This window comes from Streptomyces sp. NPDC088910 (genome assembly GCF_044749865.1).
In the GTDB taxonomy this organism is placed as follows: domain Bacteria; phylum Actinomycetota; class Actinomycetes; order Streptomycetales; family Streptomycetaceae; genus Actinacidiphila.
Genome location: NZ_JBIVIV010000012.1, coordinates 45,514 through 58,187, shown reverse-complemented (window position 1 = coordinate 58,187; position 12,674 = coordinate 45,514). Strand labels below are relative to the sequence as shown.

General features: G+C 71.9%; 8 protein-coding genes. 1 reads left to right on the top strand and 7 read right to left on the bottom strand.

What is annotated here, in order from left to right; all coding sequences use genetic code 11:
• Nucleotides 1–16: 16 nt before the first annotated feature.
• From ACIP4Z_RS25730 to ACIP4Z_RS25715, 4 genes are all read right to left on the bottom strand, one after another.
• Nucleotides 17–1,783, bottom strand: a complete 1,767-nt coding sequence (locus tag ACIP4Z_RS25730; protein ID WP_401311866.1) for an IucA/IucC family protein — start codon at nt 1,781–1,783, stop codon at nt 17–19.
• 123 nt (nt 1,784–1,906) lie between these two features.
• A complete protein-coding gene (locus ACIP4Z_RS25725) occupies nt 1,907–2,680 on the bottom strand; it encodes a GNAT family N-acetyltransferase (RefSeq protein ID WP_401312242.1) in 774 nt (257 codons plus the stop codon).
• Between the two features lie 55 nt (nt 2,681–2,735).
• Nucleotides 2,736–4,571, bottom strand: a complete 1,836-nt coding sequence (locus tag ACIP4Z_RS25720; protein WP_401311864.1) for an IucA/IucC family protein — start codon at nt 4,569–4,571, stop codon at nt 2,736–2,738.
• A gap of 62 nt (nt 4,572–4,633) precedes the next feature.
• On the bottom strand, nt 4,634–5,983 hold the full coding sequence (locus tag ACIP4Z_RS25715; protein ID WP_401312239.1) for a diaminobutyrate--2-oxoglutarate transaminase family protein: 1,350 nt from the start codon (nt 5,981–5,983) through the stop codon (nt 4,634–4,636).
• 292 nt (nt 5,984–6,275) lie between these two features.
• Between ACIP4Z_RS25715 and ACIP4Z_RS25710 the strand changes: the two genes are divergently transcribed.
• Nucleotides 6,276–7,439, top strand: a complete 1,164-nt coding sequence (locus tag ACIP4Z_RS25710) for a trypsin-like serine peptidase (protein WP_391052229.1) — start codon at nt 6,276–6,278, stop codon at nt 7,437–7,439.
• A gap of 102 nt (nt 7,440–7,541) precedes the next feature.
• On the opposite strand, the gene hflX is transcribed toward ACIP4Z_RS25710, so the two are convergent.
• The 3 genes from hflX to dapF form a co-directional block, all read right to left on the bottom strand.
• Nucleotides 7,542–9,038: a GTPase HflX gene (gene hflX / locus ACIP4Z_RS25705; RefSeq protein WP_391130308.1), complete on the bottom strand. Its 1,497-nt coding sequence runs from the start codon at nt 9,036–9,038 to the stop codon at nt 7,542–7,544.
• A gap of 344 nt (nt 9,039–9,382) precedes the next feature.
• A complete protein-coding gene (locus ACIP4Z_RS25700) occupies nt 9,383–11,554 on the bottom strand; it encodes an HD domain-containing protein (protein ID WP_355338197.1) in 2,172 nt (723 codons plus the stop codon).
• 185 nt (nt 11,555–11,739) lie between these two features.
• Nucleotides 11,740–12,657, bottom strand: coding sequence for a diaminopimelate epimerase (gene dapF / locus ACIP4Z_RS25695; RefSeq protein WP_401311859.1), 918 nt, complete (start codon nt 12,655–12,657; stop codon nt 11,740–11,742).
• Nucleotides 12,658–12,674 lie beyond the last annotated feature (17 nt).

The window sequence follows — 12,674 nt, the reverse complement described above, 5'->3', positions numbered from 1 at the left end:
TCGGTCGCGGCGCGCCTCAGGGACGGGGAAGGTGGAGGGGGTTGGCGACCGTGCCGTGCACGGCGGCGTGCGGGCGCTGTGCCCGGTCGCGGTAGCCGTCGAGGTGCAGCCGATTGCGGTTGAGGCAGAGTCGGTCGATGCGGGGCGTAAGGAGGTCGAAGGCGGCGAAACGTTCCTTGAGTTCGGGAAAGCGCTCCTGGTGGCGGATGATCTCGTCCCGCACCAGGGTCCAGAATTCGGCTTCGGGCACGTCCAGTTGTGCCTCGCACAGGGGCGCGAGATAGCGCAGGACCCCGATGAAGAGGCCCGCGTGGATGAACTGGGTGAGGAATTCGGGCCGTTCGGTGAGCAGCACCTGGCGTACGTCGTCCGGCATGCCGTCGTGTTCGGGAAGTGGGTCCGCGGAAACGTTGATGTCGTCGACGAAGTCCTTCACCGCGAGGCGTACCGGGATGTCGTGCTCGTCGTAGACCACGATGGTGTTCTCGCCGTGCGGGGAGAAAACCGTGCCGTATTGGTAGAGAAAACGCAGGAGGGGCGGCAGCAGCGCCGCGAAGAGGTGGCGCAGCCATACGCGGGGCGCGAGACCGGACCGGTCGACGAGTTCGGCGGTGAAAGATCGCCCGTTCGGGTCGGTGTGCAGCAGCGCGGCGAGGGTACGGGCGTGCTCTCCCGGTTCCAGATGGGCGGCCAGCGGCTCGCGCCAGATGCAGCCGAGCAGTTCGCGGTACTGGTACGGGACGGTGGGCAGCCGGTCGTACTGCGGGTGTTCGACGGTGACGGAGGCGACCTCACCGAGCAGGATCACCCGCGTCTCGTCCCGCAGGAAGGGGTCGGCGTCCCGCAGTCCCCGCACCCAGGCGGTGACGGCCGGGGCGGCCAGCGTGCGTTCGGTCGGCAGGCCGCGCCAGACCAGGGTGTTGAGGACGGACAGCGGGAGCTTGACGGTGCGCCGGTGCGGGCGGCTGGTGTTGAGGAAGGTGCGGATCGACTGCTGGGGCAGCCGCAGGTCGTTGTCAGTGGTGAGGTGGAGGATGGATCCGTCGCTGATCGCGGGAGCGAAGAGCGGCGCGATCACCTGGTCCCACTGCCAGGGGTGGACGGGCAGCAGCAGGTAGTCGGCGGGGTCGCGGTTCCGGTCGGCGATGGTGTGCCGGAAGGTGTCGAGGGTGCCGGGGGTGAGTTCTTCGGCGTAGAGGAGATCGGGGGTGGCGAGCGTGGGGATACCGCGGTATTGGGCGAGGTCGCGGTGTACGGCGATCCAGGGCAGGCGCTCCGGCTTGCGCGCCTCGGGTGCCCAGCGGGCGGCGTCGGCGGCGGAGAAGCCGATACGTCCCTTGTTGGCGACCAGCCAGGGGTGGCCGGTCTGGTGGCCTTCGAGGTCGGCGTAGTCCAGGTCGGCGAGCTCGGCCGCCGTCAGCGCGGTGCTGTCGAGCCGCACGTCGGCGCGGAGCGTCGCGAGGAGTTCCTGGATCAGGTGCCCTGTGGTGTCGCCGCTCAGGCCGAGCACGCTCTCGTGGCCGTGCAGCAGGAAGTGCAGCGGGTCACCGGTCGGCGTGACGCTGTCCGCGTCCACGTACCAACTGCCGTACGCGCCGCGCCGGGCACGGAAGCGGTAGGTCACGTCCGGGCTGAGCCGTAGCCGGTACGCGGTCGGGCCCTCGGCGGGCTCCGGTTCGGGGACGATCACCTCCTCGTACGCGAACTCGGCGAGCATCTTGGCCAGCAGGCGCCTGGCCGCGTGCTGCCAGGCGGCGGAGTCGGACACGGAGGGGGTGAGCACAGTGGAGCTCCTGCGGTGGGGACCTGGTGACCTGGAAGGCAGGGGTGAGGAGGGTTCGGGGAACCGCCGTCGAGGCAGCGCCCGAAGGACGCGGTGTCGGGGCGCAGGCGTTGCCGGCCGGGCTCAGAGCCGGTGGCGCAGCGAACGGTCGCGGATCATGAGGGCCGCCCGCTTGCCGGGCAGTTCGAGTTCCGCGGACAGGCGGAAGCCCGCGGTGAGGAAGGCGGCGACGGAGGGAGTGTTGCGCAGGTCGGGTTCCGCGATCACTCGTGGGCAGCCGGGGCGGTGGTCGAGGACGATGTCGCACACGGCGCGCAGCAGTGTGCCGCCGAGGCCGCGTGCCCGGTCGGCGACGCCGCCGATGAGCAGGTGGACGCCGATGTCGTGCGGCCGGGCCGGATAGAAACGGGCGACCGGGTCCAGATCGGCGCGGTAGATCTCCCAGTAGCTCATCGGCGTGCCGTCCAGCACGCCGAGGCAGGGCACGCTGCGTCCGTCACCCTCGGTCTGGCCGCGCAGGTGCCGCTCGGTGACGCGCTCGTCACCGGCCAGTTCCCAGAATTCGGCGACGGCCGGGTCGTTCATCCAGCGGGTGAGCAGCGGCAGGTCGCGGTCGACGCGGACCGGCACCAGCCGGAAGGAGCCTGCGGGGGTCTCGACGGCCGGCCAGGAGGCGGCCGCGCCGAGGAGTCCTGGCCTCGCGGCGCCCGCCGGGTACTCGGTGTCCGGTTCGGCGGCGTCGAACGCCGTCGCGGCGAAGAGGGCCAGAAATTCGGGCGGCAGCTTCAGGTCGAGGGTGTCCTCGGTACTGGAGTCGGCGGGTGTCACGGAAGCTCCTTCCTCTCCTGAGCGGGGTCCGGTCCTCGTCGGGGGTCCGGGCCGGTTCCCGGCGGGGATCCGGTGCGGGTCCGGGGGCGAGGACCGGGGACGGACGCGCGGCCGGACGGTCCGCTCAGACGGTCAGCGGGTTGGGCATGGTGATGTAGACCGACTGGGTGTCGACCGGTCCGACGAGTTCGTCCATTCCGTGCAGCCTGGTCAGCAGATTGGCCTTGCTGCGCAGTTCCGGGGCGTCCAGCAGCCGGGCGGGAAGGCTGCTGCGGCCTCCCGCGGCGGCGGCCAGGAAGCGGCGGAACGCGGCGAGCAGCACCTGCTCGTCCGCGAGCCGCTGGGAGCCGAAGGCGCCGATGAGGCCGAGGACGTTGTTGACGCCGAGGTAGTAGGCGATCCGCTCGTCCGCGATCTCGTCGGCGACGAAGGTGTCGCTGTCGGCCCCGATGCCCGGCTGCTGACGTTCCAGCTCCGCGCGGTGCGACTCGCGGAAGTAGTACCCCTGGTTGTCGCGGTAGCGCCCGCCGCAGGGCCAGCCGGAGCCGTCGAGCAGGACGAGAGTGTTCTGCTGATGCGCTTCCAGGGCGATGCCCGCCTCGCCGTCGAGCCACAGCACCGGCCGTACGACCGCGTCGAGGTAGCGCAGGAACCACTCGGTGGCGACCGCCGTCGCGGGCCTTCCGGTGCGCTCCGCGAGGCGGGTCACGAGCATGGCCAGCCGGGAGCGCAGCGCGGGCGCGGGAACGCCGGGCCACGGGCGCGGCGAGGTGAGTCCCGCCACGCAGTGCGCCTGGTCGCCGGGGCCGAACGGGCTGTGCCTGAGCACGACGTCCAGGCCGGGCACCGGTGTGCCGTCCGGCGTGTCCACGCCCAGCCAGGCCGGGTCGCGGACGATGTCGAAGCCCGGGTGGGCGGCGTGCCAGCGCGCGACGAGCCCGCTGCGCAGCAGCCGGTGCACCTCGGTGCCGCGCCTCAGCTCCTTGCGGAGATTCTCCCTGCGGGAGTTGGTGATGCGCAGCGCCAGGGAGAGCTTGAGCATCGCGGGCGCGTCGGGACGGTAGACGGTCCGCACGGAAGAGGTGGCGTACCACGGGTCGCCGACCGGGCCCAGGTCACGCAGCAGCCCGGCGTCCAACAGCCGCTGGACGGCGGGCCGGTGCAGGATGTCGCGCGCCTGCCAGGGGTGCAGCGGGAGCGGCGCGGTGCCTGCGGGGCACGCGAGTTCTGGCCCGGCCATCGCGGTCAGCAAATCGGCGGCCGGTACGGGTCGGCCGCGGTCGGTCCACGCGGAGTCGGTGGCGAGGACGGCGGCGTCCACGGCGAGCCAGTGCAGCGCGAAGGAGCCGCGCGTCTCGGGCGAGTACGCGGCGCTCTCGCTCTCGCTGAGCCCTTCGCGGGCCTTGGGCGCGGGATGCGTCGGGTGACCGAGGAGCAGGGCCTGTTCCGACTCCAGGAAGGGCAGTTCCGGCTCGGGCCTGCCGGGCCGCGCACGCCGCTCGCTGACGAACACGGCGGTCCTGCGTACCGAATCGGCCACCCTCGCCACCAGGTCGTCGCCCTCGGCCGCCGCGCCGCCGCCTTCACGGGCCAGCAGCGCGGCGAGCGCGACCGCGGTCAGCGGGCGGCTCGGGGCGGTTGTGAGGCGGACCGGTCCGAAGCGGTGGTGGCCGGTGGCCGACCAGTGCAGGACAGCCGCCTGGGCCTGCGTGCCGCTGGCGGGCAGAGAGATCCGCAGCAGGCTGTCGGCGGGCTCCGTGAGGACCGTCTCGCGGACCCAGCAGCGCAGCAGATTCTCGGCGCCCGCCGCGTCGGCGACGCGGTACGGGTCCGGGTGCTCCAACGGGTCCGGATCCTGGTCGGCCGCGGCGGCGCGCGGTCGCTGCACCGGTACGGCGGCGGCCAGCGGCACCGCCGCGCCGGGCGGCATGGGGGTGCCGGGGTCCACGGGTGCGGTCATGCCAGGGCTCCACTCGTCGGTACCGCGCGGCGGCACGGCTTCTCGCGGTCGGTCCGCCGGGGTCATGCCGGGCCGCCTCGCGTCGCGGTCCGCGCGGCGTCGATGGCGGCGGCCAGCCGGTCGAGCACGGCTTCGGCCTGTTCGTCGGTGATGGTCAGCGGCGGCAGCAGCCGGATCACGGCGCCGTGCCGTCCGCCCAGTTCGACGATGAGTCCGCAGCGCAGGGCCTCCTGCTGGACGCGGGCGGCGAGCCGGGGCGCGGCGGGAAGCGCTCCGTAGTCGTCGGGCTCGGCTTCGGTGTCGACGAGTTCGACGCCGATCATCAGACCGCGTCCTCGGACGTCGCCGATGCAGTCGTGGTGCGCGGCGAGTCCGCGCAGGCGGCTGAGCATGCGCGCGCCGACGGTCTCCGCGCGCTCGTGCAGCGCGTGCTGCCGTACGAAGCGGAGCGTGGCCGTACCGGCGGCCATGGCGAGTTGATTGCCGCGGAAGGTGCCCGCGTGGGCGCCCGGCTGCCAGGCGTCGAGCTCTTCGCGGTAGACGATCACGGCCAGCGGGAGGCTGCCGCCGATGGCCTTGGACAGCACCATGACGTCGGGCACGATTCCGCTGCGCTCGACGGCCCAGAAGGTGCCGGTACGGCCGACGCCCGTCTGCACCTCGTCGACCACCAGCGGGATACCGCGCGCTGCCGTGATCTCACGCATCCTGCGCAGCCAGGTGTCGGGCGCCGGGATGACGCCGCCTTCGCCCTGCACCGGTTCGAGGAGCATCGCGGCGGGCGGCTGCACCCCGCCCTTGGGGTCGTCGAGGAGATGCGCGGTCCAGCGCGCCGAGAGCTCGGCCCCCCGGTCGCCGCCGATGCCGAACGGGCAGCGGTAGTCGTACGGGTACGGCAGACGGGTGATCCGCGCGTCCGCTTCGCCGCCGGCGCCGCGGACCGCCGTGTCACCCGTAGCGGCGAGCGCGCCGGCCGTCATGCCGTGGTAGGCGCCGGAAAAGGCGAGGAGTCCGCCGCGCCCGGTGGCGATACGGGCGAGCTTGATGGCCGCCTCCACCGCGTCGGTCCCGGCGGGCCCGCAGAACTGGATGCGGCCGTGCTCGGCGAGCTGAGGCGGCAGCGTCTCGAACAGCGCGGTGGTGAAGGCGTCCTTGACCGGGGTCGCGAGGTCCAGGACGTGCAAAGGAGCGCCCGAGTCCAGGACGCCCCTGATGGCCTCCAGGACGACGGGGTGATTGTGGCCGAGAGCGAGGGTTCCCGCACCGGACAGGCAGTCGAGATACCGGCGGCCGTCGGCGCCCTCCACGGTCATCCCGCGGGCGCGGACGGGTACCACCGGCAGGGACCGCGCATAGGTGCGCGCGGCCGATTCGCGCTGCGCCTGCCTGCGGAGAATCGCCTCCCCCGTCATGGATTCGTCGGCCGGTCCCTCGGCGGACACCTCGGCCGATGCCGCCAGTCGTTGTCCCGGCGCGCTCGAAATGGCGGCCACGTGCTCACTCCTCCGGGTCGGCGTCCAGGCAGTCGTCCCCCGTCCGTACTAACGACTGGGTGACGGCTCGATCACGGGCGGCCCGGAGACTTTCGGCGCGGAACCGGCAAACACCCCCGGCCGTCCCTCACACCAGCGGCATAGTGGTGGCCACCGCGCATCGGGGGCGGCAACTGCCGTACAGCCGAAGACATCTCAGGGGGAGCAGTCCATGTCATCCATACGAAGGCCCTTGGTGGCCGCGGCGGCGGCAGCCGTTCTCCTCGCGGGCACCGCCACCGCGTGCGGGTCGTCCGGTGACTCCGCGGACGCCAAGCCCAGTTCGTCGGTGACGGCGGGCAACAACCTCGGTCTGCCGACGTCCTTCCCGACCAGCCTCGACGACCTGAAGAAGTGGGAGCAGGCGTACAAGAAGGGCGGCTGGAAGAACTGGGACAAGGCGAAGTGGCTGCGCAAGGCGGCGGATTTCGTCAACCCGGTGATCAACGGGCTGTGGAGCGACGACCGCATGAAGGGCGCGGACCAGAGCGACAAGAAGGTGCCCACCAATGTGTCGGCCGACCAGGGCGAGAGCGACCCTGCGCCGGATCCGGTGCAAGCGAGCCGGGTCACGGCGCCCTACCACGAGGCCGCACCTGGTGTCGGAAAACTCTTCTTCGACGGGCCCAAGGGCTCGATGGTCTGCTCGGCGACGGTGGTCCGGGATCCGGCGCATCCGGGAAAGTCGAATCTGGTGTGGACGGCGGGCCACTGCGTGCACGCGGGTGCCTCCGGCGGCTGGTACCGCAACATCGCCTTCGTCCCCGCCTACAACGACACGGGCAAGAGCGCCGCGGCCCTGGAGGGTGCCTCGCGTGACGTGCTGGCGCCGTACGGCGTGTTCTGGGCCGACTGGGCCAGCACCTCCGACCAGTGGATCAGCACGGGCGCCGAGTCCGGCGGCAGCGGTTCGCCGTACGACTTCGCCGTGCTGCATGTGAAGCCGGAGGAGGGCGCGGGCGGCAAGTCGCTGGAGGAGACGGTCGGTACGGCGATGCCGGTGTGGTTCGACGCGCCGTCCGCGACGCGGATCGGGACGATGGGCGCCTGGGGCTATCCCGCGGCGCCCCCCTTCAACGGGCAGCAGATGTACGACTGCGTGGGCAAGCCGGGCCGGCTGTCGCTGAACGCCCAGGCGCCGACGGAGTACCGGATCGGCTGCACGATGACGGGTGGTTCGTCGGGCGGCGGCTGGTTCGCCAAGCGGCCGGACGGGACGACGGCACTGGTCAGCAATACGTCGATCGGGCCGGTGACGAACACCTGGCTGGCGGGGCCGCACTTGGGTTCCGAGGCGAAGAAGGTCTTCGACGGGGTGAGCCAGAAGTTCAACTAGGGAACGACGCATGAGTAAGGGGCCGCCTCCTGGAGGCGGCCCCTTACTCATGTCAGTGTGCGCGTCGCCCTGGCGTCGAACTGCCGTGGCGCCTCAGCCCTGTCAGGTCCTGGCGACGAGCGTGAACGGGGCCAGTTCCGCGGCCAGTTCCTCGTGCACCCGCACCTTGAGCAGCGTGCCGTCGCCGGTGTGCTCCTCGGAGAGGACCTCACCCGCGGCGTGCACCCGGGAGACGAGACCGCCGTGCGTGTACGGCACCAGCGCCTCGACTTCCACATCGGGCCGCGGCAGTTCCTGGTCGATGATCTCCAGCAACTCGTCGATGCCCATGCCGCTGCGGGCGGAGACCGCGATGGCGTGCTTCTCGTTGCGCAGCAGACGCTGGAGGACCAGCGGGTCCGCGGCGTCCGCCTTGTTGACGATCACGATCTCGGGCACGTCCAGCGCGCCGACATCGCGGAACACCTCGCGTACTGCCGCGAGCTGCTCCTCGGGCACCGGGTGCGAGCCGTCCACCACGTGCAGGATCAGGTCGGCGTCGCCGACCTCCTCCATCGTGGACCGGAAGGCCTCGACCAGGTGGTGCGGCAGGTGCCGCACGAACCCGACGGTGTCCACCAGGGTGTAGAGCCGTCCGCTGGGGGTCTCCGCGCGGCGCACGGTCGGGTCCAGGGTGGCGAACAGCGCGTTCTCCACCAGGACGCCCGCGCCGGTGAGCCGGTTGAGCAGCGAGGACTTGCCCGCGTTGGTGTATCCGGCGATGGCGACCGACGGCACCTTGTGCCGCTTGCGCTCCTGACGCTTGAGGTCGCGGCTGGTCTTCATCTCCGCGATCTCCCGGCGCATCTTGGCCATCTTCTCGCGGATACGCCGACGGTCGGTCTCGATCTTGGTCTCACCGGGACCACGCGTCGCCATGCCGCCGCCGGACGAACCGGCGCCACCGCCACCCATCTGCCGGGACAGCGACTGACCCCAGCCGCGCAGCCTCGGCAGCATGTACTGCATCTGTGCCAGCGAGACCTGCGCCTTGCCCTCACGGGACTTGGCGTGCTGAGCGAAGATGTCGAGGATCAGCGCGGTCCTGTCGACCACCTTGACCTTGACGACGTCTTCCAGATGGATGAGCTGGCCGGGGCTCAGCTCACCGTCGCAGACGACGGTGTCGGCGCCGGTCTCCACGACGATGTCGCGCAGCTCCAGTGCCTTGCCGGATCCGATGTACGTGGCCGGGTCCGGCTTGTCGCGGCGCTGGATGACACCGTCGAGGACGAGTGCTCCGGCGGTCTCGGCGAGCGCCGCCAGCTCGGCCAGCGAATTCTCGGCGTCGTCGACGGTCCCCGTGGTCCAGACGCCCACGAGCACCACGCGCTCCAGTCGGAGCTGCCGGTACTCGACCTCGGTGACGTCCTCGAGTTCGGTGGAGAGTCCGGCGACCCGGCGGAGCGACGCACGCTCGGAGCGGTCGAATTGGTCGCCGTCCCGGTCCTCGTCGATCTCATGACTCCAGGCGACGTCCTCTTCCATCAGGGCGTCGGCCCGAAGGCTCTCGGGGAGGCGCTGGCGGTTGTTCGAAGAGGAAGAAGAAGAGGAGGTCATTGGATCCTTTGGTCGAGCGGTCAACGGGTCGGCGGTGTTTCTGCCGTTACTACGATGGTCGCACGCCGGACACTCGCGGTCACGCGAGTTTCGCCGCGGATACCCGCGAGGGCTGTCCGCCGGCCGACAGGACCGGATCTCCGGCGGCCGTCGCCGGAATCACTCGTGTGGGTGACGATCACCCCGGAACCTACGATCTGCCACCAGACGTTCACCGGGAGTAACGATCGAGGGAGACAGTGATGACCCACTTCCCGAAGTCCCCGCAGGTGCGCACCCGGGCTTCCGCGCCCGCGTCCTCACGAGAGTCCTCGCACGCGTCCAAGCGTGTGTACGCCCTGGTCTCAGGGCTGCGCCGCCGTGACGGCCAGTCGCGCGCGGTAGACGTCATAGACACCCGGCACCGACCGCATCGCCCGCATCAGGACCGCCAGCGCCTGGGGGTCGGGCAGCTCCACCGTGTACGTGTGCCGCACCCGGTGCTCCTGCGGGGGCTCCACCGCGGCCGAGACGATCCCGACGCCCTGGGCCGCGATGGCCTCGGTGAGGTCGGCGAGCAGGCGCGGGCGGCTCAGCGCCTCGGCGAGGATCGTGGCCCGGAAGCCGTTGGCGGGGCCGTCGTCGCGCCAGCGGACGGGTACGGGCGCCCGGCCCGCCGTGACCATACGGGCGGTGCTCGGACACTCGACGCGGTGGACGGCGACGGTACCGCCGCGGATGACGAATCCGGTGAGGCCGTCCGGAGGCACCGGCGTGCAACAGCGGGCCAGCCGCACGGTCGCGTGCGGCAGGTCGGTGACCGCAACCGGTTCAGCGGCGCGCGCCTGGCCCGCGGCGTGGGTCGGGCGTACCGCAGGGGCCGACGCCGGCTTGTCCTCGTCTGCCGTCGCCGGGTTCTGGGTCAGCCACCTGGTGATGGCGATCCGGGCGGCCGGGGTGATGGCGTGCTCCAGCCAGTCGGCGTCGGGGCCGGAGGTGGCGGAGTCGTCCATCAGGAGCTGGAGGGTGTCGCCGTCGCGCAGCCGGGTCCCCAGCGGCGCCAGCCGCCCGTTGACGCGGGCGCCGACGCACTGGTGACCGGCCTCGCCGTGCACCGCGTAGGCGGCGTCCACGCAGCTCGCCCCGGCGGCCAGCCGCATCGTGCCGATGGACTCGCCGGACTCGGTGGCGAAGACGGTGATCTCGCGGTCCTGGGCGAGGTCGTCCCGCAGAGCGGACCAGAAGGTGTCGGGGTCGGGGGCGTCGCGCTGCCACTCCAACAGCCGGGCGAGCCAGCCGGGTTGGGTCGGGTCCACCCTCCCCCAGGTCTCCGCCGCGCTCGCCCCCTGCTCGGCCTCGGCGGCCTGCGGAGTCTCCTCCACGGCGTGCGGGTCGCCGAGCGCGATCACCCCGGCTTCCGCGACCCGGTGCATCCGCCGGGTGCGGACCAGGACTTCGGCGATCCGGCCGCGCTCGTCGGCGACGGCGGTGTGCAGCGACTGGTACAGGTTGAACTTGGGGGCGGCGATGAAGTCCTTGAACTCCGCGATCACCGGGGTGAAACAGGTGTGCAGCTCACCGAGCACGGCATAGCAGTCGGCGTCCTCGGCGACCACGACGAGCAGGCGGCCGAAGTCGCAACTGCCGAGTTCCGCGCCGCCGCGCTTGAGCAGGACGCGGTGGACGGAGACCGCGTGCCGCGGGCGGATGGCGACCTCGGCGGCGATGTCCGCCTCGCGCAGCACCTTGCGCAGGTCCTCGGCGACAGCCGCGAGGAGGTCGGGTCCGGCGGCGTTCGCGGCGATCATGGCGCGGGTCCTGGCGTGCTCCTCGGGGTGGAGGATCGCGAAGACCAGGTCTTCGAGCTCGGTCTTCAGTGCCTGCACACCGAGGCGTTCGGCGAGCGGGATCAGCACATCGCGGGTGACCTTGGCGATCCGCACCTGCTTCTCGGGGCGCATCACCCCGAGGGTCCGCATGTTGTGCAGCCGGTCGGCGAGCTTGATCGACATCACGCGTACGTCGTTGCCGGTGGCGACGAGCATCTTGCGGAAGGTCTCAGGCTCCGCGGCGGCGCCGTAGTCGACCTTCTCCAGCTTGGTGACGCCGTCGACGAGATAGCTGACCTCCTGGCCGAACTCCTCCCGTACCTGATCGAGCGTCACATCGGTGTCCTCGACGGTGTCGTGGAGGAGGGAGGCGGTCAGGGTGGTGGTCTCCGCGCCCAGTTCGGCGAGGATCAGCGTGACCGCCAGCGGGTGGGTGATGTACGGCTCGCCGCTCTTGCGCATCTGACCGCGGTGCGAGGACTCCGCGAGCACATACGCCCGCCGCAGCGTCTCGATCGCTTCGGGGCCCGCTTCGGGGTGGCGCGCGCGGTGCACCTTGGTGAGGTGCTCGATGGCGTCGGGCACGCGGTCCCGGCCGCTGGGGCCGAGCAGCGCCGCGCGGCCGAGCCTGAGCAGGTCGATCCGGCGCAGTCCACGGCGCGGGGCCCCGGCACTGCGGTCGGCGTCCACCGCGTTGTCTGCGCTCATCGGGCACCTCCAGCAGCCTGAACCGGCTGCGGACGCTCTCCACGCCCCGTGGGGCCGCGCCGGTGATTGATGCTACCGAGCCCACCACGTGCGGCAGTCACGCTCTCGCCGAGAGTGATCCCCATCACCCGTTCGAGGGAACGTGTGCGGGAATCCCGGTCGGATACCGCCGGAAAGGTGGTGGTTCAGGCACCGGGGTCGGCGGAGGGACCGCCGCGCCAGGCCGGGTCGATGACGCCCTCGGCGACGATCACCGCGGGTCCGGTCATCTCGATCTGTCCGTCGGCGGTCTCGGTGATCACCAGTCGGCCGCCGGGAACATCGACGGTGTACGTGACCGGGCGGCCGGTGACGGCCGGGTCGGCGCCGTCGCGGCGGGCCGCGGCGACCATCACGGCGCAGGCGCCCGTGCCGCAGGAGCGGGTCTCGCCGGAACCGCGCTCGTGGACGCGCAGAGCCACGTGGCGCGGCCCGCGGTCGACGACGAATTCGACGTTGGTGCCCGCCGGGTAGGCGTCGGCGGGGGCGACCGCGGGGGCACGGAGGAGGTCACCGGCGTGGTCGAGGGTGTCGACGAAGGCGACGGCGTGCGGGTTGCCCATGTCGACGTGGAGCGCGGGCCAACTGCGGTCGCCCACGGTGACGGTGACGGCGCCCTCGGGAAGCGTGGCGCGGCCCATGCGGACCGTGATGTCGCCGGGAGTGCCGTCGTCGGCGTCCTTGGCGATGTGGACGTCGCGGACGCCGGCGCGGGTGGCGACGGACAGGTCGCCCGCGTCGGTGAGGCCGGTGCGCTGGAGGTAGCGGGCGAAGACGCGGACGCCGTTGCCGCACATCTCGGCGATGCTGCCGTCGCTGTTGCGGTAGTCCATGAACCACTCGGCCCGGTCGGAGAGTGCCGCGGCCTCGGGGTGGCAGGCGGAGCGGACCACGCGCAGCAGGCCGTCGCCGCCGATTCCGGCGCGCCGGTCGCACAGGCGGGTGACGTCGGCCGGGGACAGGTCGAGCAGACCGTCCGGGTCGGGGACGATCACGAAGTCGTTCTCGGTGCCGTGGCCCTTGAGGAAGGCGAGCGGTGCGGTGTCGTGGCGCGCGTCAGTCACGTCATCGATCGTACGCG